The sequence below is a fragment of the Pseudomonas kielensis genome, assembly GCF_014236655.1.
Classification (GTDB): Bacteria; Pseudomonadota; Gammaproteobacteria; order Pseudomonadales; family Pseudomonadaceae; genus Aquipseudomonas; species Aquipseudomonas kielensis.
The window spans coordinates 67,480-90,125 of record NZ_JACMYG010000006.1 but is presented as its reverse complement, the minus strand read 5'-3'; the positions used below and the strand labels follow the sequence as shown (position 1 = coordinate 90,125).

At 61.8% G+C, this 22,646-nt stretch carries 22 protein-coding genes; 5 read left to right on the top strand and 17 right to left on the bottom strand.

Going from position 1 to position 22,646, the window contains the following annotated elements; all coding sequences use genetic code 11:
* Position 1 precedes the first annotated feature (1 nt).
* From H7995_RS07990 to H7995_RS07980, 3 genes are read left to right on the top strand one after another with little or no spacing between them, the layout of a single operon-like run.
* Positions 2 to 1,123, top strand: coding sequence for a methionine ABC transporter ATP-binding protein (locus H7995_RS07990; protein ID WP_185818214.1), 1,122 nt, complete (start codon positions 2 to 4; stop codon positions 1,121 to 1,123).
* On the top strand, positions 1,113 to 1,757 hold the full coding sequence (locus H7995_RS07985; protein WP_182343061.1) for a methionine ABC transporter permease: 645 nt from the start codon (positions 1,113 to 1,115) through the stop codon (positions 1,755 to 1,757). The genes H7995_RS07990 and H7995_RS07985 overlap by 11 nt, the downstream gene beginning before the upstream one ends.
* A gap of 55 nt (positions 1,758 to 1,812) precedes the next feature.
* A complete protein-coding gene (locus H7995_RS07980; protein WP_166590271.1) occupies positions 1,813 to 2,442 on the top strand; it encodes a class I SAM-dependent methyltransferase in 630 nt (209 codons plus the stop codon).
* A 58-nt stretch (positions 2,443 to 2,500) separates the two neighbouring features.
* Here H7995_RS07980 and H7995_RS07975 read toward each other — a convergent pair whose 3' ends face one another.
* The 7 genes from H7995_RS07975 to H7995_RS07945 all read right to left on the bottom strand — a co-directional run bounded on the left by H7995_RS07975 (position 2,501) and on the right by H7995_RS07945 (position 11,850).
* Entirely contained in the window at positions 2,501 to 5,554 is a 3,054-nt protein-coding gene (locus tag H7995_RS07975; protein WP_166590270.1) for an efflux RND transporter permease subunit, read from the bottom strand.
* A complete protein-coding gene (locus tag H7995_RS07970; RefSeq protein WP_185818213.1) occupies positions 5,551 to 6,621 on the bottom strand; it encodes an efflux RND transporter periplasmic adaptor subunit in 1,071 nt (356 codons plus the stop codon). The genes H7995_RS07975 and H7995_RS07970 overlap by 4 nt, the downstream gene beginning before the upstream one ends.
* Positions 6,618 to 7,724: an efflux RND transporter periplasmic adaptor subunit gene (locus H7995_RS07965; RefSeq protein WP_182343057.1), complete on the bottom strand. Its 1,107-nt coding sequence runs from the start codon at positions 7,722 to 7,724 to the stop codon at positions 6,618 to 6,620. The genes H7995_RS07970 and H7995_RS07965 overlap by 4 nt, the downstream gene beginning before the upstream one ends.
* Before the next feature lie 338 nt (positions 7,725 to 8,062).
* The gene (locus H7995_RS07960) at positions 8,063 to 8,845 is read right to left on the bottom strand and encodes a MetQ/NlpA family ABC transporter substrate-binding protein (RefSeq protein WP_166590267.1); all 783 of its coding nucleotides are present in this window, start codon (positions 8,843 to 8,845) and stop codon (positions 8,063 to 8,065) included.
* Positions 8,846 to 9,040: 195 nt separating this feature from the next.
* On the bottom strand, positions 9,041 to 9,964 hold the full coding sequence (locus H7995_RS07955; RefSeq protein ID WP_182343056.1) for a sigma 54-interacting transcriptional regulator: 924 nt from the start codon (positions 9,962 to 9,964) through the stop codon (positions 9,041 to 9,043).
* Between the two features lie 56 nt (positions 9,965 to 10,020).
* A complete protein-coding gene (locus H7995_RS07950) occupies positions 10,021 to 10,602 on the bottom strand; it encodes an alpha/beta hydrolase (protein WP_182343054.1) in 582 nt (193 codons plus the stop codon).
* A 174-nt stretch (positions 10,603 to 10,776) separates the two neighbouring features.
* A complete protein-coding gene (locus H7995_RS07945; RefSeq protein ID WP_185818212.1) occupies positions 10,777 to 11,850 on the bottom strand; it encodes a fatty acid desaturase in 1,074 nt (357 codons plus the stop codon).
* A 100-nt stretch (positions 11,851 to 11,950) separates the two neighbouring features.
* Between H7995_RS07945 and H7995_RS07940 the strand changes: the two genes are divergently transcribed.
* The gene (locus H7995_RS07940) at positions 11,951 to 12,955 is read left to right on the top strand and encodes an AraC family transcriptional regulator (protein WP_182343050.1); all 1,005 of its coding nucleotides are present in this window, start codon (positions 11,951 to 11,953) and stop codon (positions 12,953 to 12,955) included.
* On the opposite strand, the gene H7995_RS07935 is transcribed toward H7995_RS07940, so the two are convergent.
* The 4 genes from H7995_RS07935 to H7995_RS07920 form a co-directional block, all read right to left on the bottom strand.
* The gene (locus H7995_RS07935) at positions 12,956 to 14,188 is read right to left on the bottom strand and encodes a type II toxin-antitoxin system HipA family toxin (protein WP_166590262.1); all 1,233 of its coding nucleotides are present in this window, start codon (positions 14,186 to 14,188) and stop codon (positions 12,956 to 12,958) included. It lies immediately after the preceding gene.
* Entirely contained in the window at positions 14,181 to 14,429 is a 249-nt protein-coding gene (locus H7995_RS07930) for a helix-turn-helix domain-containing protein (RefSeq protein WP_166590261.1), read from the bottom strand. Before H7995_RS07930 ends, H7995_RS07935 begins: the two co-directional genes overlap by 8 nt.
* A 127-nt stretch (positions 14,430 to 14,556) precedes the next feature.
* Positions 14,557 to 14,922 (bottom strand): response regulator, encoded by a 366-nt coding sequence (locus H7995_RS07925; protein ID WP_166590260.1) that lies wholly within the window; start codon positions 14,920 to 14,922, stop codon positions 14,557 to 14,559.
* A gap of 88 nt (positions 14,923 to 15,010) precedes the next feature.
* Positions 15,011 to 15,697 (bottom strand): Crp/Fnr family transcriptional regulator, encoded by a 687-nt coding sequence (locus tag H7995_RS07920; protein WP_166590259.1) that lies wholly within the window; start codon positions 15,695 to 15,697, stop codon positions 15,011 to 15,013.
* Between the two features lie 86 nt (positions 15,698 to 15,783).
* On the opposite strand from H7995_RS07920, the gene H7995_RS07915 reads away from it, so the two are divergent.
* Entirely contained in the window at positions 15,784 to 16,305 is a 522-nt protein-coding gene (locus tag H7995_RS07915; RefSeq protein ID WP_185818211.1) for an Mpo1 family 2-hydroxy fatty acid dioxygenase, read from the top strand.
* 48 nt (positions 16,306 to 16,353) lie between these two features.
* Here the strand turns inward: H7995_RS07915 and H7995_RS07910 are convergent, their stop codons facing one another.
* The 6 genes from H7995_RS07910 to dibA form a co-directional block, all read right to left on the bottom strand.
* The gene (locus H7995_RS07910) at positions 16,354 to 17,343 is read right to left on the bottom strand and encodes a sulfate/molybdate ABC transporter ATP-binding protein (RefSeq protein ID WP_185818210.1); all 990 of its coding nucleotides are present in this window, start codon (positions 17,341 to 17,343) and stop codon (positions 16,354 to 16,356) included.
* A 3-nt stretch (positions 17,344 to 17,346) separates the two neighbouring features.
* The gene (gene cysW / locus H7995_RS07905; RefSeq protein WP_159993088.1) at positions 17,347 to 18,219 is read right to left on the bottom strand and encodes a sulfate ABC transporter permease subunit CysW; all 873 of its coding nucleotides are present in this window, start codon (positions 18,217 to 18,219) and stop codon (positions 17,347 to 17,349) included.
* Positions 18,220 to 18,232: 13 nt separating this feature from the next.
* Positions 18,233 to 19,051, bottom strand: a complete 819-nt coding sequence (gene cysT, locus H7995_RS07900) for a sulfate ABC transporter permease subunit CysT (RefSeq protein ID WP_166590256.1) — start codon at positions 19,049 to 19,051, stop codon at positions 18,233 to 18,235.
* A 70-nt stretch (positions 19,052 to 19,121) separates the two neighbouring features.
* Complete coding sequence (locus H7995_RS07895; RefSeq protein WP_166590255.1) at positions 19,122 to 20,135, bottom strand: sulfate ABC transporter substrate-binding protein; 1,014 nt, start codon at positions 20,133 to 20,135, stop codon at positions 19,122 to 19,124.
* A gap of 75 nt (positions 20,136 to 20,210) precedes the next feature.
* Positions 20,211 to 20,393, bottom strand: a complete 183-nt coding sequence (gene oscA / locus H7995_RS07890) for a sulfur starvation response protein OscA (RefSeq protein WP_182343040.1) — start codon at positions 20,391 to 20,393, stop codon at positions 20,211 to 20,213.
* A gap of 247 nt (positions 20,394 to 20,640) precedes the next feature.
* On the bottom strand, positions 20,641 to 22,560 hold the full coding sequence (gene dibA, locus H7995_RS07885) for a phosphodiesterase DibA (protein WP_185818209.1): 1,920 nt from the start codon (positions 22,558 to 22,560) through the stop codon (positions 20,641 to 20,643).
* Positions 22,561 to 22,646 lie beyond the last annotated feature (86 nt).

Genomic DNA, 22,646 nt, shown 5'->3' with positions numbered 1-22,646 from the left:
CATGAGCGCCGCGAGCCCACTGCGACTGGAAATTCCAGAGCCCCACAACGCGGTCCGGACTGAACTGCACCCCGACCTCAATCACGCCCACGTCCGCTTCATTGGCCTGGGCAAGACCTACAACGGCCAGCAAGGTCCGGTCGCCGCGCTGCACGGCATCGACCTGGCGATCCAGCGCGGTGAGGTGTTCGGCATCATCGGCCGTAGCGGCGCCGGCAAGTCGTCGCTGATCCGCACCATCAATCGCCTCGAACAACCGACCTCGGGCCGGGTGCTGATCGATCAGGTGGACATCGGCGAGTTCGACGAAGAACGCCTGGTACACCTGCGCCGGCGCATCGGCATGATCTTCCAGCACTTCAACCTGATGTCGGCCAAGACCGTGTGGCAAAACGTCGAGTTGCCACTCAAGGTCGCCGGCGTGGCGAAACCGGCGCGCGAGCAAAAGGTCCGCGAACTGCTCGAACTGGTGGGCCTGCAGGATAAGCACAAGGCCTACCCGGCACAGCTCTCGGGCGGGCAAAAACAGCGCGTCGGCATTGCCCGCGCCCTGGTGCACGACCCGGCGATCCTGCTGTGCGACGAAGCCACTTCGGCGCTGGACCCGGAAACCACCCAATCGATCCTCGGCCTGCTGCGCGAGATCAACCGGCGCCTGGGCCTGACCATCATTCTGATCACCCACGAGATGGCGGTGATCCGCGATATCTGTGACCGGGTGGTGGTCCTCGAACACGGCAAGATCGTCGAGCAGGGCCCGGTCTGGCAAGTATTCGGCAACCCGCAGCACGAGGTCAGCAAAACCCTGCTGGCGCCGCTGCAACACAGCCTGCCGGAGGACCTGCAAGGCCGCCTGCAACCCCAACCCGCCTCAGCGCAGGACGCCGTGGTATTGCGCTTGCAGTTCACCGGCAGCCGCCAGGACGAACCGGACCTGGCCGCACTGTTCAGCGCCCTGGGTGGCCGGGTGCGTTTGCTGCAAGGCGGCGTCGAGCGAATCCAGGGGCATGCCTTGGGGCAATTGCTGCTGGCCGTGTCGGGCTCGCCTCTGGGTACCGAACAATTGCAACAACGCGCCGCGGCATGGGCGCAACAGGTCGAGGTGCTGGGTTATGTGGTTTGAACGTTTGCTGCAAGGTTTTATCGATACCTTCCTGATGGTCGGCGTGTCGTCGCTGATCGCCTTGCTGGCAGGTATTCCGTTGGCGGTGATCCTGGTCACCAGCGCCAAGGGCGGGATCTTCGAAGCCCCGGCGCTGAACCGCGCGCTGGGGGCCTTTGTGAACCTGTTCAGGTCGATCCCGTTCCTGATCCTGATGGTTGCGCTGATTCCCTTTACCCGGCTGATCGTCGGCACCACCTACGGCGTGTGGGCCGCCGTCGTACCGCTGACCATTGCCGCCACACCGTTTTTCGCGCGGATTGCCGAGGTCAGCCTGCGCGAGGTCGATCACGGCCTGATCGAAGCGGCCCAGGCCATGGGCTGCCGCCGCTGGCACATCATCTGGCACGTGTTGCTGCCTGAAGCGCTACCGGGGATTGTCGGCGGGTTCACCATCACCCTGGTGACCATGATCAATTCCTCGGCCATGGCCGGGGCCATTGGTGCCGGTGGCCTTGGGGATATCGCCTACCGTTACGGCTACCAGCGCTTTGACAGCCAGATCATGCTCACGGTGATCGTGCTGCTGGTGATTCTGGTGGCGGCGATTCAGTTGGGCGGGGATCGGTTGGCGCGAGGCTTGAACAAGCGTTGAACCCTCGGCCGCAAAGGGTATATTCGGCTCACTCCCCTTGCCTGCGCAGCCGATCATGAAACACACCCCCGACGACCTCCAACAGATCACCTCGACCACCCTGGATCACTACAACTCGGTGGCCGAAGGCTTTCGCGAAGGCACCCGCGATCACGATGTCAGCCAGAACATCGCGGCCTTGCTGCGGCACATCCAGGGGGAGGCGCCGCTGCAGATTCTCGACTTCGGCTGCGGCCCGGGACGGGATTTGCAGACGTTCACCCGCCTGGGACACACCGCGGTCGGCCTCGACGGCTCTGAGCAGTTTGCCCGGATGGCCCGCGAGGACAGCGGCTGTGAGGTCTGGCAGCAGGACTTCCTCAAGCTCGATCTACCGGCCGAACGGTTTGATGGAATTTTCGCCAATGCCGTGCTGTTTCATGTGCCGCGCCAGGAACTGCCGCGGGTGCTGCAACAACTGCACGGGACCTTGAAACCGGGGGGTGTGCTGTTCAGTTCCAATCCCCGTGGCGACAACCAAGAGGGCTGGAATGGCCCGCGATACGGGGCGTATCACGACCTTCAAGCGTGGCAACAATTGCTCACCGAGGCGGGCTTTGTCGAGCTGGAGCACTACTACCGACCCGCCGGGCTGCCGCGCGAGCAGCAGCCTTGGTTGGCGAGTGTCTGGCGTAAATCGGTGTAAACCGTTAGAACGCCATCGCGGGCAAGCCCGCTCCCACACGGATTGTGCGGTCCGCCGATCATGCCGCCTCTTTAGCCGGCTCCTGGATCTTGTACCAGGCCACGTACAGCGCTGGCAGGAACAGCAGCGTGAGCAAGGTGGCAACGATGATCCCGCCGATCATGGCGTAGGCCATCGGCCCCCAGAACACTTCCCGGGCAATCGGGATCATGCCCAGGCTCGCGGCGGCCGCCGTCAGCAGGATCGGTCGACGGCGGTGCTCGGTGGCTTGCACCACGGCATCCCAGGGGGAGTAGCCGTCGCGCTCGAAGGACTCGATCTGGGTCACCAGGATCACCGAGTTGCGAATGATGATCCCGATCAGCGCCAGGATCCCCAGGATCGCCACGAAGCCCATGGGCGTGCCCGTCGGGATCAGCGCCAGCACCACGCCAATCAGGCCCAGCGGCGCGACGCTGGCCACCAGGAACAGCTTCTGCACACTGTGCAACTGGATCATCAGGAACGTCGCCATCAGGAACAGCATCAGTGGCACGACCTTGGCAATCGGCCCCTGGGCCTTGCTGCTCTCCTCCACCGTACCGCCCGTGGCAACCTTGTAGCCCACCGGCAACGTCGCGGCGAATTTCTCGATGTCCGGCTTCAGCAGCTTGACCAGGTCCGTGGGCTGGATCTCGTCGCGCACCGCCGCCTTGATGGTGATGGTCGGCTTGCGATCGCGACGCCACACCAAGGGTTGCTCGAGTTCGTAGCGCACGGTGGCAAAGGCCAGCAGCGGGATCGAGGTCCCGCTCGGGGTGACGATCTGCAGGTTCTGCAGGGTGTTCGGCGAGCCCCGCTCGGCATCCACGGCGCGACCGACAACGTTGATCAGGTAGATGTCATCGTCGACCTGGGTCACCGTCGAGCCACTGACAATGCTGTTCATCAGCTTCGCCACGTCGGCGGACGACAGCCCGAGTTGACGCGCCTTGTCCTGGGCAATGTCGATGCGCAGGACCTTGCCCGGCTCGTTCCAGTCGAAAATGATCTCGCCGATATGCGGGTTCTTGTCCAACTCGCTGGCCAGGTCGATCGCGTGTTTGCGCACCTGATCGATGTCCTTGCCGCTGACCCGGTACTGGATCGGCCTGCCCACGGGCGGGCCCATCTCCAGCGCCTGCACATAGCTGCCGACGCCCACGAAGTCCTGGCGCAGACGTTCACGCAGGCGCTGGCTGAGGGCCGTGCGCGTTTCGAAGTCCTTGCTGACGATCACCAACTGGGCGTAGTACGGGTTCTGCAGTTGCTGGTCCAGGGGCAGGTAGAAACGAATCGCGCCCTGGCCGATATAGGTGCTCCAGCGCACGATGTCCGGGTCGCCCTTGAGGGTGGCTTCGAGACGGTCGACCACCTTGCGGGTTTCATCCAGCGAGGCGTTCTGTGGCAGGTTGAGGTCGACCAGGATCTCCGGGCGATCCGATGACGGGAAGAACTGGTTCTGCACAAACCGCATGGAGAACACCGCCAGCACGAAGCACAACACCGTGATGCCGATGGCCCACCAACGATTGCGCATGCACCACAGCAGGCCACCGTTGAAGGCCCGGCCAACGCGCCCGGGCTCCGCGGAATGCGGCTTCACCTTGCTGCTGAGGATATGCACGCCAATCACCGGGGCAAACAGCACCGCGACCACCCACGAGACCAGCATTGCCACGGCGATCACCGCGAACAGGGTGAAGGTGTATTCCCCCGCCGAGCTGCCGTTCAGGCCGATCGGCACAAAACCGGCGACGGTCACCAGGGTCCCGGTGAGCATCGGGAACGCGGTCGAGGTGTAGGCGAATGTGGCCGCCTGCTCCTTGGTCTCGCCCATTTCCAGGCGCGTGACCATCATCTCCACCGTGATCATCGCGTCATCCACCAGCAGGCCCAGGGCGATGATCAGCGCGCCCAGGGAAATCCGTTGCATGGTGATGCCGCTGTACTCCATGAACACAAAGACCATCGCCAGCACCAGCGGAATCGAGCAGGCCACCACCAGCCCCGCACGCAGCCCCAGGCTGATGAAGCTGACCACCAGGACGATGATCACGGCCTCGAACAGTGCACTGGTAAAGCCGCCAACGGCCTCCTCCACCACTTCGGCCTGATCGGAGACCTTGTGCACGCCGATGCCCACCGGCAGGTCGGCGGTGAGTTCTTCCATGCGCTGGTGCAGCGCCTTGCCGAATTCCTGGATGTTGCCACCCTTCTGCATCGCCACGGCCAGGCCAATGGCGGGCTGGCCGTTGAAACGGAACATCGGCGCGGCCGGGTCGACGTAGCCACGGGTAATTTCCGCGATGTCGGCCAGGCGGTAGAAACGATCATTGAGGCGCAGGTTGACCGTCGCCAGGTCTTTCTCCGAGGCAAACTGCCCCGAGGTCCGCACCGAAATCCGCTCCGGTCCTGCCTCGATCACCCCGGCCGGGGTCACGGCGTTCTGGGTCTGCAGGCTCTGCACCACCTGCTGTTGGTCAATGCCCAGCGCCGCCAGTTTGCGGGTGGAGAAATTCAGGTAGATGACTTCGTCCTGCTGACCGACCATCTCGATCTTGCCCAGCCCCGGCACATCACGAATCTCGGCACGGGCCTGCTCGACGTAGTCGCGCAACTGGCGCATCGACAGGCCATCGGCGGTGAAGGCGAACACCGAGCCGAACACATCACCGAACTCGTCGTTGAACGACGGGCCCTGGATGCCCTGCGGGAAGCTGCCTTGGATATCGCCGATCTTCTTGCGCACCTGGTACCAGATTTCCGGGATGTCCTTGGCGCTGGTGGTGTCGTGCAGGTACACGTAGACCGTGGATTCACCCGGACGGGTGTAGCTTTTCACGTAGTCGAGCGAGTCGAGTTCTTCGAGTTTTTTCTCGATGCGGTCGGTCACCTGCTTGAGGGTTTCCTCCTGGGTCGCACCCGGCCAGCGGGTCTGGATGACCATGGTCTTGATGGTGAACGAGGGATCTTCCTCGCGGCCCAGGTTGAGGTAGGAAAACACCCCCATCAACAAGGCGACGAACATCAGGTACCAGACAAATGACTGATGCTTGAGGGCCCATTCGGATAAGTTGAAACTCCCTTTCATCGCGGGCTGTCCTCATCGATTCTGATTTTTTGCCCCGGTTTGAGGCTGTTCACACCGGCACTGACCACACGTTCGCCATTCTTCACCCCGCCCCCCAGGATCACGCTGTCGGCACCACGGCCGAGCAGGGTGATATCCCGTGGGGAAACGGTCTGGTTCTGTGGGTCGATTACCCAGATCCGCGATTTGCCGTCGACATCCTGCACAGCGGCAAGTGGCAGCTCGATGCGCGGCTTGATGGCCGAGCTGAGGGTGACACTGATGGCCGTACCCAGGCGAAAGCCCGCTGGCGTCTCGGCCAGGGTCAGGCGTGCGCGACGAGTGCGGGTCGCGCTTTGGGCCTGGGGTTCGATTTCGCGAATGATCGCCGTGGTTTGGGTCGACGGATCGAGTTGCGCCTCGACCACAAACACCACGTCGGCCGGCAACTGCTCGGCAAGGTCCGCGGGCAAGTCGATCACCGCTTCCTTGATGTCGGGCCGGGCCAGTGTCACCACCTGCTGGCCGGCGGTCACGACTTGTCCGGCCTCGGCGTTCCAGGCCGTGACAACCGCGGGATGGTCGGTGCGCAACTCGGTGTAGGCCAATTGGTCCTGGGACTGCCTGACGGCGGCCCGGGCCTGGTCCAGTGAAGCCTGGGTGGTTTTCAGGTCGGTCTGGGCCGCGTCCAGTTGGGCTTGCGCGCCCACGCCACGGTTGAACAGTTCCTGCTGGCGCCGCGCATTGGCCTGGGCGTTGATCAGTTGCGCCTCGATCTTCGCCAGGTCGCCCTGGCTGGCGCGCAACTGGTTCTGTTGGTCGGTGGGGTCGAGGGTCGCGAGCAAGGTGCCCTTCTCCACTTCGCTGCCGACATCGACGTTGCGGCTGGCGATGCGCCCTGGTACCCGGAACCCGGTATTGCTTTCAAAACGCGCCTGGATACTCCCGGCGAAACGCCCGAGGTTTTCCTGGTCATAGGCGCGCACTTCGATCGACAGCACCGGGCGCACCGGTTCCGGCGGCGGCTCTTTCTTGGAACAGGCAGCCAGCACCACGCCGGCCGCCAGCAACATCACCAGGCGCTTCATGGCTGGGCTCCTGGCAATTGCGGTGAGCTTGCGCAAGGGGTAGCGATTTCCACCAACACATCGGGGTGCAACAACTGGCCGCCGGCGGTGACGACTTTCTCGCCATCTTTCAGACCGTCGCTGATGATCACCTTGCCGGACAGGTAGCGACCGACCGTGACGGTCTTGAGCTGGGCCTTGCCCTGGCCGTCGACCAGCCAAACAGCCGGATCGCTGAGGTTCTTGGTCAATGCCGACCACGGCAGTTCGACCGCCGCCTTGCCTGGCACATTGGCCGTGGCACTGACCACCGAGCCCAGGCGCATGCCTTCGGGCAGCTCACTGAGGGTGACCTTGACCTGCACCGTACCGGTTTGCGCCGACACCGCCGGGGTGATTTCGCGCACCGTGCCGGTGGTCTTGATCTTCGGGTTGTCGAGCAGGCTGACTTCCACCGTTCTGTCCTGCGGTGGTTCGCTCAACAGGGACTCGTAAATGTTGAACACCGCATCCCGCTCGCCATCGCGGGCCAGGCTGAAAATCGGCACCGTGGCCTGCACCACCTGGCCAACTTCGGCCTGGCGTGCGGTGATGATCCCCGGTGCGTCGGCAATCAGAGCGGTGTAGCTCAGTTGTTCACGGGCGTTGGCCAACTGCGCCTGCGCCGCGGCCAATGCGCTCTGGCTGCTGCGCAGCGCCGCCTGGGCCGTGTCATATTCGCTTTGGCTGGTGTAGGCCTTGGGCAGGAGTTTTTGCTGACGCACAAAGGCCGCAGCGGCCTGCTTGACCCGCGCCTGCTCGGCGACCACCTGGGCCTGGGCCGAATCGACGCTGGTCTGCAGGTCCTTGGGGTCGAGCCGGGCGAGCACCTGCTTGGCGGTCACCCGATCACCGACATCCACCATGCGCTGGATGATCTTGCCCGCCACCCGAAATGACAGCTCGGTCTGGACCCGCGCCTGCACGTCCCCGGTCAGGGTCACGGAAGGGGCGTGATCTGCCAGCTTGACCTCTTGCACGAACACCCTGGGGCGCTCCTTCTCGACCGCTGGCTTGTCGCCGCAGGCGGTCAGCAGCCCAAACACACTCAGGCCAACGATAAATCTCAATCCAGGACCAGCCATGCAGGCTCCTTTGCGTGTTGCGGACGAATGTGCGGTGAACGACTGCTGAGCTTAGATCAGGGTGGCTACGACGCATCCAACGGCACACATCAAATGGCGTCGCTTCCATGGACAGCTGGAAATCGGCGGGATTCAATCCATCGAATGGCGTCGGGGGCAGGCCACTTGGGCGCTAAGTGGCCGATATCCTGACACATTGTGTGGATAGTTTCGTGTCTGATCCGTCACACCCGCACACGTCCTGCACCGGCTGGCCGGCTTGCGCGATAAAGGCAAAAAAAAACGCCGACGCTGCATAAGCCGTCGGCGTTCAAACCTAGAAGGGGTTTATCGCGTGATCAGAACGCCGGCAGGACCGCGCCGCTGTACTTCTTGGCGATGAATGCCTTCACCTCAGGGCTGGTCAGGGCCTTGGCCAGTTTCTGGATCGCGACGCTGTCCTTGTTGTCTGGACGGGCCACCAGGAAGTTCACGTAAGGCGAATCCGCGCCTTCGATCACCAGGGCGTCTTTAGCCGGGTTGAGGCCCGCTTCCAGCGCGTAGTTGGTGTTGATCATGTCCAGGTCGACCTGATCCAGCACACGCGGGAGCATGGCCGATTCCAGTTCCTTGAACTTGAAGTTGTGCGGGTTCTTGGCGATGTCTTTTGGCGTGGCCAGGGCGTTTTTCGGGTCTTTCAATTCGATCAGGCCGGCTTTCTGCAGCAGGATCAGCGCACGACCGCTGTTGCTGCCTTCGTTCGGGATGGCGATGGTTGCGCCGTCCTTGAGCTCAGCCAGGGTTTTGACTTTCTTCGAGTAGCCGCCGAAAGGTTCGACGTGTACGCCGATCACGGTCACCAGGTTAGTGCCTTTGCCTTCGTTGAAGCTGTTGAGGTACGGCAGGGTCTGGAAGTAGTTGGCGTCCAGACGCTTCTGATCGACCTGTACGTTCGGTTGTACGTAATCGGTGAAGACTTTGATTTCCAGGTCCACGCCTTCTTTGGCGAGGGTTGGCTTGATCAATTCGAGAATCTCGGCGTGCGGTACCGGAGTGGCCGCAACCACCAGTTTCTCGCCGGCCTGGGCCAGGCCAGCCGTCAGGGCAGCCGCGAGTGCGGTAAACAACAGAACCTTTTTCATGCAGTGTCCTTATTTGTCGTTGTCGACAACGGCTTAAAAGTGAGGTGCCAGTAAAACGCTATTGCTGGCGTGAAGCGGACAATACCGGGATTTTTTATGCCGTAAAAATACTTTTTATCGAAGTACATATTCCTTAAGTGAATAACAAATGCGAGCCAGCCAGCAAAACACCTGCATCCGGCTGACACCCCTCGATCACACTTGCGCCAACAATTGCTTCAATCGTTCCAACGGTTCGCGGTTACCACTGTGTACCCACTGCTCCACCCAGCGCTCAATCAACTGCAACGGCGGCTCGGTGGCTGGCAGGTTCAAATGCTGCGGCGCAATCTCGTCACCGCTGCTGACCAGCAACGCAAAGTGAATGACGTTCTCCAGCTCACGGGTGTTGCCCGGCCAACTGTGTTGCTCCAGCACCTGCTGCGCCGCGTCGCTGATAAAGGGCACCGGCAGCCCCAGGCGCTGGCTGTAGATGCCGAGGAAATACTCGGCCAGCGATTGAATGTCGCCCACCCGCTCGCGCAGCGCCGGCAATTGCAACTGGCCTTCGCTGAGGTAGTGGTAGAGCCGCTCATGGAATTTGCCGGCGGCCACCGCCTGCGCCAGGTCGATGCTGGTGGCAGCCACCAGGCGCACATCGACCGGGCTTGGCTGCTGGGCACCGACCCGGGTGACTTCGTGATTCTCCAGGGCCGCCAGCAACTTGATCTGGATCGGCAACGGCAAGTCACCGATTTCATCCAGGTACAGGGTCCCGCCATTGGCCGACCCAAACCAGCCGGCGCGGCTGCTGGCCGAGCCACTGAAACTGCCACCGGCATAACCGAACAACTCGGCATCGGCATAGGTCGGACTGATGGCGCCGCAATTGACCGAGACGAACAAACCACCGCGGTCACTGGCCCGGTGAATGTGGCGTGCCAGCAACTCTTTGCCACTGCCGGTTTCCCCGTGAATCAACACCGATATCGCACGCGGTGCCAGTTGCTCAAGCTCCTGGCGCAAGGTGCGCGAACGTGGGTCGACGAACACCAGCGCCTTGGCACGAATGCTCAACGGACTTTTTTCTGCGTCGGGAAAGGTCAGCAATGGCTGACCGAAGGTTTCATGCAAACTCATGGCAGGCTCCCGCCCAAGACCGCCGGCGGACGGGGGCGTTGAATTGAAAGGGACGATCAGGCGCGACGCAGGGCGTGGTGTTCCATGCGGTTCTGCAGGCGATACAGGTAAGCGAACCCCTGCTCCCAACGATGGTGGCCGGACTTCACGTTGATGTGTCCGGCACCTGCCAGGATGCCTGCCTCGGCGCCCCAGTTACGCGCCAGCTCCAGCGCGCGCGGCGCACTCACGGCAGCGTCGTTGTCGGAGCTGACGACCTGGCTGGGAAATGGCAGCAGGTCCGTGGGAATCGGTGCGAAATTGCGCAACGCCGGCACGCACGCCGGGCGCTCGACATCGGCAGGCGCCACCAGCAGGGCCCCGCGCACCTGGCGCAGCGTCTGCAAGGGTGCGGTGGCCGCCCAATGGGCCACGGTGATGCAACCCAGGCTGTGGGCGATGAGGATCACCGGCGTGCTGTCGGCAGCAATGGCTTCGGCCAGCGCCGCCACCCAGTCTTCACGCCGAGGGGTGAGCCAATCGTCCTGCTCGACCCGTGCGCTGTTCGGCAGACTGTTCTGCCAGTGGGTCTGCCAATGATCGTCTGGCGATCCCTGCCAGCCCGGCACAATCAGGTAGCGGATTGATTCGTTGCGCATGGGGAGCTCTCCTGTGCGTGTCTGTTCCTGATCGAGTATAGGGATGAGACTTATATTCGCTAAGGAATAAGAAGCTATTTATTAAGACCGTAATGGAATATTAAATAGCGCAACGCCTGGCTCGCTGGCGTGAAGTGGCCCGACACGCCGCGATGGAGAGCGCCCAACGACCACTCAAGCCCGCACGGAACGCACCTCTTCCCCCGCCACCTGTTCCTTGCGGGTAAACCGGTTGGCGCGGCCGAAGGTCCCGAAATCATTGAACCGCACCCCCATCTCGCGCATCACCTTGTGGGCCACCGGCACGGTCATCTGGCGGATGTAGAACGGTTCCTTGACCACAAAATGGTGAATGCCGTGGCTGCTGCCGAAGTTGAAGCAGAACGCCTGCAACGGCCACATCCACCACGGGTTGAGCACCTGGGTCTGCTGGATCACGTTACCGGCCTCGATATCGCCGTAGTAGTGCATGTTCGAGCTGACGAAGTGCAGGCAGAAGGTGCGCAGCACGTTGGGGCCGATGATCACCACGGCGGCGATATCGATCATCTGCATCACCGCCAGGGTGTTCGCTGACCACGCCACCGAAGCGCCCATCAGCCAGGCGATGGCGTTGATCCCGTGAAACCCGAGGAACACATACCAGGCGCCCCAATGCAGCAGTGCCAACGGTGCATAGACCTTGAGGCTGCGCTGGACAATGCTCAGCTTGTGCGCCCAGGTCTTGGCCCGCAGCATGCGGATAAAGGCCGACATCAGGTTATCGCCGACCATCAGCAACCGGGCGATGCCCCACGGCTCACCGTTGGTGATGGCGCGCTCTTCCATGTCGGTTTCGGTGCCGGAGACCTTGTGGTGATTGAGGTGCAGGTGGCGGCGGATCCACGGGTTGATGGTGCTCGGACGCGCCAGCCAGACCAGCCCCATCATCAGGTTGTGGGGCAGGCGCTGCTTGCGAAAGTACATGCTGTGGATCAGGTCGTGCTCCAGCTCATGGGTCAGCGAGGCAAAAAACGCGTTGAGCAGCAGGCACACCCACCAGGCCATGTGCCCGCTGATGTACAGCGCCGCCGAACCGACCATCCCGGCCAGGGCAAAGGCCAGGATCCCGGCGCCCAGCGCATCCTGGTGCAGCAGGATCGGATAGCGCTGGCGCAGTTCGACGCCCTTGGCGAGCACCACTTCACGAATATGCGCCGATCGTTGTTGTGCATTCAGGCGTTCGGGACTTGCAGAAGTACCGTGCATGCTTCCATCCTCTGGTTATTGATGTTCGCATCCTGCCCTGTGCGGTCGCGTTGGGCGCTAGCTGTGAACGCCAACCCGTTGACCGGAAGCGCCAATCATCATGATTGAACCCACCTCACTCGCCAGCTGGACCCGCGCCCTGCGCAAACAACTCGATGCCCTGGGCTTCGACAGCGATGTGCTGTGCCGGCAAGCCGGGCTCGACCCGCAACTGATGGACGACCCCAACGCGCGGTATCCGCTCTCGGCCACCACGCGCCTGTGGGAACTGGCTGTCCAGGCCAGTGGCGACCCGGCGATCGGCTTGCGGGTCTCGCGGTTCGTCAGCCCGACCACCTTTCACGCACTGGGCTATGCGCTGGTGGCCAGTGGCAGCCTGCGCGAAGTGTTCGAGCGCATCGTGCGTTATCACCAGGTCGTCAGTGATGCCCTCGAACTGCACTTGAGCCGGGCAGAGGATCGCTACTGCTTCACCCTCAAAGTCCCCACCGGCAGCCCGGCACCGGCACCCGAAGCCCTCGATGCCTTCGCCGCGATCTATGTGCGCACCTGCCGCAACCGCCTGGGCCGCGAATACGCGCCGCTGGCGGTGTACCTGCGACGTGCGGAGCCGGCCGATCCCCATCCCTGGCACAAGGTGTTCCGCGCACCGGTGTACTTCGCCGCCGAAGAGGATCGCCTGGAGTTTTCCCTGGAGGATTTCGACAGTCACCTGGACGATGCCAACCCGGAACTGGCCGAGCACAACGAGACCGTGCTCAAGCGCACCCTGGCGCAACTCAAGCCGCTGACCTGGGAGCGTAAGGTGCGAGATGCCATCGAGGAGCAACTGCCCGAAGGCGAACCCAGCGCCGAACGCATCGCCCAGGCCCTGCACCTGAGCCTGCGCAGCCTGCAACGGCACCTGGCGGACGAAGGCTGTCGCTTCGACACCCTGCTCAATGAAAGCCGCGAGAACCTGGCCCTGCTGCACCTGCGTGACCCGCAGTGCTCGCTGAGCGAAATCAGTTATCTGTTGGGATTCGCCGACACCAGCAGCTTCAGCCGCGCGTTCAAGCGCTGGACCGGGATGACACCGGGGCAGTTTCGCGATGGGTTGCGCTGATCAGCCTTTCACCAGGCTGCGCTCAGTGCCAGCCTGCCATTGCTCGAGCATGGCCTTGCCTATCTCGGCAAAACCCCGATGGGTGCGGATGTAATCCCTCATCTCGACCATCGCCAACTCCATGCCATGAACCACTTGCTGCAACAGTTCATGGCAACGGCCCTCGGTCAGGTTGCAGGCCGAGCGCCCAAAGCGCATCAGCATTTTGTATTTGGGCCATGCTTTTGAGCCACCCAACAGCAACGCCATGCTATCGGTCTGGATATAGACCGAGGTGGTGACGATGTCATAGGCCGGGGCGAAGCTGATGGGAGCCGCAGCACTGCAGTCGGGATACAACACACCAAAGTTCTTCAGGTGTGCATCGCCATTTTTCAGGCCCGCCGACAACGCGACAATCTTGAAGAACGACTCCAGGGCCTGGCCCAACAAGTGCGGAGAAACGAACGCCTTGATCTGCTTGGCAGCCCCTTCATACGAGCCATCGTATTTGGCCCTGGAAGGCCAGGCGTTGAGTACACAGAAATCTTCGAAGCCCAGGTAGCCTTGGTCATTCAGATCAAAACGCTCGACGACCAGGAATTTCCCGCGCTCACTCAGTTCGAATCCAGGCACATCAAGCCCCGAATGCAGCGCTGCGCGCATGCAGAAGTACTCATTCGCCGCCAGCTCCGGGTATTCCTCCGGGCGAAAGGTCTTGACCAGATGGGTGGCCCCTCGATGGGTCAGCCGGTCTATAGGGGCAGCACTGTCGCGCAACAGCACTTTGGGCTGCACCCCGGAAACCCCCGAATACTGGCCATAAGTGTGCAACAGGTCTTCAAACAGGCCTTGGGCGCCATCATGCACCAGCAGGTCTGCAAGGCGAGTGTCTGGGAGTGGGGGAGTGGCACTGCCCATCTCGGAAAGTCCCAAGCGTCCCAACTGGTAAGGGCCAGTGATCGCCAACAGCGCGAAGTCATCAAAGCCGCGAATCGCCTTGCTGAATCGACGCACCAGTTCCTCACGCAGCGCGCCTTCCGGCAGGTTCATTTCAAACACCGGCGGCAATCCGCGCGCCCAGGCATAGCTCTCCAGGCGAACGGGCATGGTCAACGAGACGGCGTGGGTTTCCTGCGCGTCGTCGGCATAACTGAACACTGAATCATCGCGCAATTGACCGCGACCGAGGGTCCCTACCGGAGAACCGGACACACTGACATGCAAACGTTGCTTATCCAGCGCGTTACTCATGGAAGTTGACCTTTTTCAGGCTGTCCAATGTCGCACGCCGGGATTGTCTAGGTACCGCCGTGAGCTCGTAGCCAAAGCCGTTAAGGATGGCTTCGACCTTGCGGATACCGATTTCCGACAAGGAGTTGTTCTCGATGCCTGAGATAGTGGCACGGCTCATCCCGTACTGACTCGCCAGTGCCTGCTGCGTCAGTTTGCGTTCTTTGCGCAGCGATCTGATCAGTTCGCCAAGGTTTTCCATGGGCCTAACCTGCATCCTATACAGTGCATTTTTGCTAGAACTATACGTATGCATCGTATTCAATGCATTAATGAGACAGAGCTTAGCCTAATCCCTGAATAGAATGCGCCTGCCGCTGACCGGTGGCTTAACGCCCGCGATCGCGGCGCAGCAACTTGCGTACCCGCGCCACCAGGGCGCTGTGGGTAAACGGCTTGAGCAGGTAGTCATCTTCATGCAGTTCCAGGCCACGCAAACGGTCTTCGATGCCGTCTTTGGTGGTCAGGAACAACACCGGTGTCGCGCCAAGCTGGCGGATCTGTTGCAACAGTTGCCAGCCGTTCAGGCCCGGCAGCATGACGTCGAGAATGATCAGGTCGTATTCAACGGTCTCGATGAAACGCCGGCCGGCCATGCCGTTGTCGGCCACATCCACCGTGTAGCTGGCTTCGCTCAGGCCCTGGGCCAGCGCCTTGGCGATTTCCGGTTCATCTTCCACTAACAACAATCGCATGGCACACCTCGGTTATTCGTCGCTACAGGCTAGGCGCCTTGGCGGCCAAAGCCCATCACTAACGCTTATTTCGGATCAACCGGGCACGTCACGGCTGCACCAGCGCGCGCAACCGCGAGGCATCGAGGATTTCGATTTCACCGTAACCGAGGCTGAGAATGCCCTGGCTTTCCAGGTCCCGCAGGATCTGGTTGGTGGTCTGGCGCGACAGCGACAGCAGCAAGGCCAGTTGCTCCTGCGGCAATTGCAGGACCCGCCGCGCCGGCTCGATCTCGCCATAGCCATCGGCGATCATCAGCAGCCGGTGCGCCACCCGGGCCGGGGCCGCCAGCAGGGTCAATTGTTCAAGGTTGATGAAGGTCAGGCGCAGTTTGTGGCTCATCAACAGCGCCAGTTGCCGCCAGTGCTGCGGTTGCTGATCGAGATAGGCCAGCAACGCGGCCTGTGGCAACTGCAACAGGATGCAGGGACCCACCGCGTAGGCATCATGGGTGCGTGGCTGGCCATCGAACAGGCAGATTTCGCCGAACCAGTGCGGCGCTTCGATCAGGCTCAACAACGCCTCCTTGCCCTGCTCGCTCACCGCCCCCACCCGCACCGCGCCTTCGAGTACGGCGTACAGGCCACATGGCGGATCGCCACGGCCGAACAGACGCTGCCCCGCGGACAGGTGCCGCACGCGCGCCAAAGACAGCAAGCTATCCTGAAGACAGGATGGCAGGTGGCTGAACCACTGCCCCTGCATCAGGCAGGCACGCCAGGCCGCTATTTGCATGAAGTCTCCACAGTGATTGTCGTCTGGCTGACAGAGCAACGACGGGCCTCAGGGCATGATCAACATCCCTACAGGAGGAAATAACAATGAAAAGCCTGGTTGACCACCTCAGTCAATACGCCGCTTACCACCGTGACCCGCGCAATATCGCCAGCCACTTTATCGGGATTCCGTTGATTGTGGTGGCCGTCGCGGTGCTGCTGTCGCGGCCGTCCTGGTCGGTGGCCGGGCTCTGGCTGTCGCCGGCAGTGCTCGTGGCCCTGGCCTCGGCGTGGTTCTACCTACGCCTGGAAGTGCGCCTGGGCGTGCTGATGACGGTGCTGCTCGGCCTGTCCGTATGGCTGGGCCAGGTCCTGGCGGCGCAGAGCACCGGGGTGTGGCTGGGCAGCGGCATCGGCTTGTTTGTGCTGGGGTGGGTGATCCAGTTTGTCGGGCATTACTACGAAGGACGCAAACCGGCGTTTGTCGATGATGTCAGCGGGTTGATCGTCGGGCCGCTGTTCGTGGTGGCCGAACTGGCCTTCCTGCTGGGCCTGCGCCATGACCTCAAGGAGCAGATCGAGCAGCGGGCAGGCCCGGTGCGCACCCGGGCCCACGGCCGTGCCTGAAGTGGCACGGTGCCAAAGCGGATCGAAATGAACCCGCCTGCGTAGCTGTTACAGGTTGGCGACTTTTTGCCAGACCTTGGGTTTGAAGAACAGGGTCTCGCCCTTGGCCAGGCCGGTCAGGCTGTCGTGGTCCTTGACCACTTCGGCCTCGATCAACTCGCTCTGGCCTTCGACCTTCAAGGTCACCCGCGTGGTGGCGCCCAGGGGGCGAATGTCGCGCACTTCAGCGGCGTGATGGTCTTCCAGTTCATGGCGCGACAGCGACACTTCGTGGGGACGGAACAGCACATGGTTGTCTTCGCCCAGGTGCAGGCGGTTCGAGTCGCCGAGGAAGTGGTAGACAAAATCGCTGGCCGGATTTTCGTAGACCTCACCCGGTGAGCCGATCTGCTCGATCACACCCTTGTTCATCACCACGATGCGATCGGCGACTTCCATCGCCTCTTCCTGATCGTGGGTCACGAACACCGAGGTCAGGTTGATGTCTTCGTGCAAGCGGGCCAGCCAGCGGCGCAGTTCCTTGCGGACCTTGGCGTCGAGGGCCCCGAACGGCTCGTCGAGCAGCAGCACCTTGGGTTCTACCGCCAGGGCGCGAGCCAGGGCGATCCGCTGGCGTTGCCCACCGGACAACTGCTCCGGATAACGATCCGACAGCCAATCCAGTTGCACCATGCTCAGCAGTTCATGGACCTTGGCGGCGATCTGGCTTTCGCTCGGGCGCTGGTTTTTCGGTTTCATCCGCAGGCCGAACGCGACGTTGTCGAACACCGTCATGTGGCGGAACAGCGCGTAGTGCTGGAACACAAAACCGACGTTGCGATCGCGCACGTCATGGCCGGAGACGTCTTCGCCGTGGAACACGATGCTGCCCTGGTCCGGGGTTTCCAGCCCGGCGATGATCCGCAGCAGGGTGGTCTTGCCGCAGCCGGACGGGCCGAGCAAAGCCACCAGCTCGCCGCTCTGGATGTCCAGGCTGATGTTGTCCAGCGCCTTGAACGCGTTGAAATTCTTGCTGACGTTACGCACTTCGATCGACATGAATTATTCCTCCGCGGCGCTGGCGCGCAGGCGGTTAATACGGTTTTCGCTCCACTGCTTGAGCAGCAGGATGAAGAGCGCCAGGATCAGCAACAGGCTTGCGACGGCAAACGCGGCGACGTGGTTGTACTCGTTGTAGAGGATCTCGACGTGCAACGGCAAGGTGTTGGTCACCCCGCGAATGTGCCCGGAAACCACCGACACCGCACCGAACTCGCCCATCGCCCGCGCGGTACACAGCACCACGCCGTAGATCAGGCCCCATTTGATGTTCGGCACGGTGACATGCCAGAACATCTGCCAGCCGTTGGCGCCCAGCAAGCGCGCGGCTTCCTCTTCCTGCGTGCCCTGCTCCTGCATCAGCGGGATCAGCTCACGCGCGACAAAGGGCACGGTGACGAAAATCGTCGCCAGCACGATGCCCGGCAAGGCGAAGACGATCTGGATGTCATGGTCCTGCAGCCACGGCCCGAACAGGCCCTGGGCGCCGAACATCAGCACATAGACCAGGCCGGCGATCACTGGCGACACCGAGAACGGCAGGTCGATCAGGGTCACCAGCATGCTCTTGCCACGGAACGAGTACTTGCTGACGCACCAGGCGGCACTGACGCCGAACACCAGGTTCAGCGGCACCGAGATCAGCACCGCGATCACCGTGAGTTTCAACGCCGACAAGGCGTCGGGCTCGAAGATCGCAGCGAAGAACGCGCCCAGGCCAAGCTTCAGGCCCTGGGAGACCACGATGAACAGGGGCAACAACAGGAACAGGGCAAAGATCAGCCAGCCGAGGACGATCAGGATTCGTCGCGAGCTGGCACTGCCACGACGGGCAGCGTTGGCCGAGGAAGCGGCGCTAATAGACGATTGGGACATGGTTCGCGCCTCCTTATGGGGTTTCGATGCGCCGCTGCAACAGGTTGATCAGCAGCAACAGGACAAAGGAAACCACCAGCATCAACACGCCAATGGAGGTGGCACCGGTGTAATCGTACTGGTCGAGCTTGACCATGATCAGCAGCGGCAGGATTTCGGTTTTCATCGGCATGTTGCCGGCAATAAAAATCACCGAGCCGTATTCCCCGACACCTCGGGCAAACGCCAGGGCAAAACCGGTCAACCAGGCCGGCAACAAGGCCGGCAGCAGGATGTAGCGGAACACTTGCAAGGGCTTGGCCCCCAGGCATGCCGCCGCTTCTTCGATTTCACGCGGGATATCGGCCAGCACCGGCTGTACCGTACGTACCACGAATGGAAGGGTCACAAACGTCAGGGCAAGGGTGATGCCCAGGGGGGTGTAGGCGATCTTGAACCCCAGGTCCGCTGCAAACTGACCCACCAGGCCGTTGGGTGCGTACAGCGCCGTGAGCGCAATACCGGCCACGGCAGTGGGCAAGGCGAAGGGCAAGTCGATCATCGCGTCGATGATTTTGCGTCCCGGAAAGGTATAGCGCACCAGCACCCAGGCCAGCAGCGTGCCGATGATGCCGTTGATGATCGCGGCACAGAGCGCCGTGCCAAAGCTCAGCTGCAAGGCCGCCAGCACCCGTGGCGCGGTGATGATGGTCCAGAACTGCTCCCAGGTGAGTTGAGCGGCGTGGACGAACATCGCCGCCAGGGGTATGAGCACAATCAGGCTGAGGTACACCAAGGTGTAGCCCAGCGTCAGCCCGAAGCCGGGTATGACGGGGGAGATACGACGCGACATAAAAGTCCTTGGTCAAGAACACAACAAAGCCCCGAAGGTAAATCCGAGGCTCGTTGATAGCAATTTAAGATTACTGTGCCTGGTAAATCTGGTCGAACACACCGCCGTCATTGAAGAATTTCGGCTGGGCGGTTTTCCAGCCACCGAAGTCCTTGTCGATGGTGACCAGGTCCAGGGTCGGGAACTGCTTGGCGTACTTGGCAGCCACGTCCTTGTCACGTGGACGATAGAAGTTCTTCGCCGCAATTTCCTGGCCTGCCGGGCTGTACAGGTGCTTGAGGTACGCTTCGGCGATCTGCGCGTTACCCTTTTTCTCGGCGTTCTTGTCGATGACTGCGACCGGCGGCTCGGCGAGGATCGACAGCGAAGGCACGACGATTTCGAACTTGTCTGCCCCCCCCTCTTCCTTGAGCGCCAGGAAGGCTTCGTTTTCCCAGGCCAGCAACACGTCACCCTGACCATTGTTGACGAAGGTGATGGTCGAGCCGCGAGCACCGGTATCGAGCACTGGAACGTGCTTGAACAGGGTCTGTACGTATTCCTTGGCCTTGGCTTCGTCGCCACCATTGGCTTTGAGACCGTAGGCCCAGGCCGCCAGGAAGTTCCAGCGGGCGCCGCCGGAGGTTTTTGGATTCGGGGTGATGACTTCAACACCGTTCTTGGTCAGGTCGCCCCAGTCCTTGATGCCTTTGGGGTTGCCCTTGCGCACCAGGAACACGATGGTCGAGGTGTAGGGGGTGCTGGCCTCGGGCAGACGCTTCTGCCAGTCAGCAGGCAGGGTCTTGCCCAGCTTGGCGATTTCGTCGATGTCACCGGCCAGCGCCAGGGTCACTACGTCGGCCCGCAGACCATCGATCACCGCCCGCGCCTGCTTGCCGGAGCCGCCATGGGACTGCTGGATCTTCACATTGTCGCCGGCATGCTCCTGCTTCCAGAAGTTGATGAATTCTGCGTTGTAGTCCTGATACAGCTCACGCGTCGGGTCGTACGAAACGTTCAGCAACTCGTAATCCTTGGCAACCGCGGAACCGGCAAAAATGGCACTGGCCAGAGCGGCCAAAGCGTAACGGCGAATCGACGACATGGTGGAGCTCCTGAAATTTTTAGTGTTGGCTGTTCTTATGGATTTCTGGAAACGGGTTGCCCGCGACGCCGCGCCTCAGCTCGGCTTGTTGCCCGGGTTCTGCAGGCGGAATTTTTCCTTGCGCTCGATCTGAACCACCTGGGCGTTGTGCACGGTGATCTCTACCGCACCAAAGCGCAGATCACGCAGGGCGCTCTGGATCTCGCGCAAGATGGTGGCTTCGTCATGGCCGTCAACGCTACGTAGGGATGCGCTCATGGTGCTGCTCCTGAAATGAGAAGTGCCTCGCAGTGGCGGCACTGCTGGTGGCTTGGGAGCAATAGTAGATAGCCGTGGATATTCTTAAAAATACTATTTAAGAATGTTTATATAACTGAAAGGTATTTTTAGCCCGAGCAAGGACTTGCGCGGACCTGGCGGTTTTGTGGGCTGTGTTTCGAGCTGACGGCGCACACGCGTGCTGATCCGGGGCTGCAGCACAGCCCCGGACTCAGGCACCTGCGTCTTAATGGATCAGCGGTGCCCGCGCCCAATCCAACTCGGCTGCCGGCATGGGTCGCCCATACCAGTAGCCCTGGCCCAGGTCACAGCCCTGGTCGAGCAAAAACGCCGCCTGTTCGACGTGTTCGATGCCCTCGGCGTGCACCTGCATGCCCATGCTTTGCGCCAGGGCGATGATCACCCGCACGATGGCGGCGTCGTCGTCATCCCAAGGCAGTCCGGCGACAAAACCCTGGTCGATCTTGAGTTTCTGCACCGGCAAGCGCTTGAGCCGCAGCAGGGACGAGTAGCCGGTACCGAAGTCGTCGATGGCCAGGCGCACCCCCAGCTCGCGCAGCCGGTGCATCTGTTCCAGGGCCACTTCCGGGTCACCCATCACCGCACTTTCCGTCACTTCCAGCTCCAGGCAGGCCGGGTCCAGCCCGGTGTCGTGCAGCACCTGGGAGACGCGTTGGTACAGTTCGCGCCGGGCGAACAAACGCGTCGACACGTTCACCGCAATGAATGACAGCACCACGCCGGCGTCCTGCCAGGCGCACATCTGCTGACAGGCCTGGCGCATCACCCAGGCGTCGATTTCGTCGATCAGCCCGGTGCGCTCGGCAATCGGGATGAACTCGCCCGGCGGCACCAGGCCGCGCTGCGGGTGCTGCCAGCGCACCAGCGCTTCGACGCCGATCAGGCGGCGGCTGCGCAGATCGTGGACCGGTTGGTAGTAGACCCGCAGCTCCTGCTGCTCCAGCGCCCGGCGCAGCTCGAAGGCGGTCTCGACCCGATGCTGGGCATGGGCTGTCAGCTCTTCGGTGTACAGGGCGTAGTCGTTACGCCCGGCACTCTTGGCCTTGAACAAGGCCGAATCGGCGTTGCGCAGCAATTGCTCGGCGCTCAGCGCGTCGCTGGGGAACAGGCTGATGCCAACACTGGCATTGATGAACAACTGATCGGCGTCGATCACAAAGGGCTCTTTGAGGCCGTCGATGATCCGTTGCGCCAGGGCCGCGGCCTGGACCAGTTGCCCACAGCTCTCCACCAGCACGGCAAATTCGTCTCCCCCCAGGCGCGCCAGGGTCACGCCTGGGCCGAACATCTCGCGCAAGCGCGACGCCACCGCCTTGAGCAATCGATCGCCGACGTTGTGCCCCAGGCTGTCGTTGATCATCTTGAAATGATCGAGGTCGATCATCAGCAACGCACAGCCGCGCTTGTGGATTTGCGCCGACGCCAGCGCCTGCTCGACACGGTCGCCGAACAGCAGGCGATTGGGCAGGTCGGTCAGCGGGTCGTGGTGCGCCAGGTGCTTGAGCTCATGCTCGGAATCCTTGATCGCACTGATATCGGAAAACACCGCCACGTAATGGCTGAGCTGGCCGCAGTCGTCGCGGATCACCCGGATGGTTTGCCACTGGGGAAAAATCTCGCCGCTTTTGCGCCGGTTCCAGATCTCACCGCTCCACTGACCGCCTCGACCCAGATCCTGAAACATCTTCTTATAAAAATCGGGCGGATGATGACCCGACTTGAACAGGCTGGGCGTATGCCCCAACACCTCTTCAGGCTGGTAACCGGTGATTTCCATGAAGGCGCGATTGACGTGGACAATCTTGCGCTGGCGATCGGTCACCAGCACCCCCTCATGGGTGCAATCAAACACCGCCTGCGCCTGGCGCAATTGCGCACGATCCTCAGCGTGCCGGCTCAACCCGGCCCCCCGTCCGAGAAAACCCGGCCAGCCTCCCCGCACAAGAACGATCAAGCCGGCGCTGAGCACAACCCAGACGTAACCGTTGATCAGTTGCCAGCGGACAAGCTCAGGAGAATCATCGAATAAGTTGTTCAATAAACAACCAGTAATCCCCAGCCACACGCAGGAAATCACCAGATAAAGCAGCGCTGCACGCAATGCATCGCGGTAAGAGGCAAACATCCGGCTGTCCATGTCCCTAAAAAAGTTCCGGATTATAGAATAAAGAAACATCCCGCCACTCTTATCTGAAAGGGTGACTGGTTTTA

Excerpts from the sequence above, each read along its gene's own strand:
- H7995_RS07990 (WP_185818214.1), top strand. The coding sequence starts at position 2 with ATGAGCGCCGCGAGCCCACTGCGACTGGAAATTCCAGAGCCCCACAAC.
- H7995_RS07985 (WP_182343061.1), top strand. The coding sequence starts at position 1,113 with ATGTGGTTTGAACGTTTGCTGCAAGGTTTTATCGATACCTTCCTGATG.
- H7995_RS07980 (WP_166590271.1), top strand. The coding sequence starts at position 1,813 with ATGAAACACACCCCCGACGACCTCCAACAGATCACCTCGACCACCCTG.
- H7995_RS07975 (WP_166590270.1), bottom strand. The coding sequence starts at position 5,554 with ATGAAAGGGAGTTTCAACTTATCCGAATGGGCCCTCAAGCATCAGTCA.
- H7995_RS07970 (WP_185818213.1), bottom strand. The coding sequence starts at position 6,621 with ATGAAGCGCCTGGTGATGTTGCTGGCGGCCGGCGTGGTGCTGGCTGCC.
- H7995_RS07965 (WP_182343057.1), bottom strand. The coding sequence starts at position 7,724 with ATGGCTGGTCCTGGATTGAGATTTATCGTTGGCCTGAGTGTGTTTGGG.
- H7995_RS07960 (WP_166590267.1), bottom strand. The coding sequence starts at position 8,845 with ATGAAAAAGGTTCTGTTGTTTACCGCACTCGCGGCTGCCCTGACGGCT.
- H7995_RS07955 (WP_182343056.1), bottom strand. The coding sequence starts at position 9,964 with ATGAGTTTGCATGAAACCTTCGGTCAGCCATTGCTGACCTTTCCCGAC.
- H7995_RS07950 (WP_182343054.1), bottom strand. The coding sequence starts at position 10,602 with ATGCGCAACGAATCAATCCGCTACCTGATTGTGCCGGGCTGGCAGGGA.
- H7995_RS07945 (WP_185818212.1), bottom strand. The coding sequence starts at position 11,850 with ATGCACGGTACTTCTGCAAGTCCCGAACGCCTGAATGCACAACAACGA.
- H7995_RS07940 (WP_182343050.1), top strand. The coding sequence starts at position 11,951 with ATGATTGAACCCACCTCACTCGCCAGCTGGACCCGCGCCCTGCGCAAA.
- H7995_RS07935 (WP_166590262.1), bottom strand. The coding sequence starts at position 14,188 with ATGAGTAACGCGCTGGATAAGCAACGTTTGCATGTCAGTGTGTCCGGT.
- H7995_RS07930 (WP_166590261.1), bottom strand. The coding sequence starts at position 14,429 with ATGGAAAACCTTGGCGAACTGATCAGATCGCTGCGCAAAGAACGCAAA.
- H7995_RS07925 (WP_166590260.1), bottom strand. The coding sequence starts at position 14,922 with ATGCGATTGTTGTTAGTGGAAGATGAACCGGAAATCGCCAAGGCGCTG.
- H7995_RS07920 (WP_166590259.1), bottom strand. The coding sequence starts at position 15,697 with ATGCAAATAGCGGCCTGGCGTGCCTGCCTGATGCAGGGGCAGTGGTTC.
- H7995_RS07915 (WP_185818211.1), top strand. The coding sequence starts at position 15,784 with ATGAAAAGCCTGGTTGACCACCTCAGTCAATACGCCGCTTACCACCGT.
- H7995_RS07910 (WP_185818210.1), bottom strand. The coding sequence starts at position 17,343 with ATGTCGATCGAAGTGCGTAACGTCAGCAAGAATTTCAACGCGTTCAAG.
- cysW (WP_159993088.1), bottom strand. The coding sequence starts at position 18,219 with ATGTCCCAATCGTCTATTAGCGCCGCTTCCTCGGCCAACGCTGCCCGT.
- cysT (WP_166590256.1), bottom strand. The coding sequence starts at position 19,051 with ATGTCGCGTCGTATCTCCCCCGTCATACCCGGCTTCGGGCTGACGCTG.
- H7995_RS07895 (WP_166590255.1), bottom strand. The coding sequence starts at position 20,135 with ATGTCGTCGATTCGCCGTTACGCTTTGGCCGCTCTGGCCAGTGCCATT.
- oscA (WP_182343040.1), bottom strand. The coding sequence starts at position 20,393 with ATGAGCGCATCCCTACGTAGCGTTGACGGCCATGACGAAGCCACCATC.
- dibA (WP_185818209.1), bottom strand. The coding sequence starts at position 22,560 with ATGTTTGCCTCTTACCGCGATGCATTGCGTGCAGCGCTGCTTTATCTG.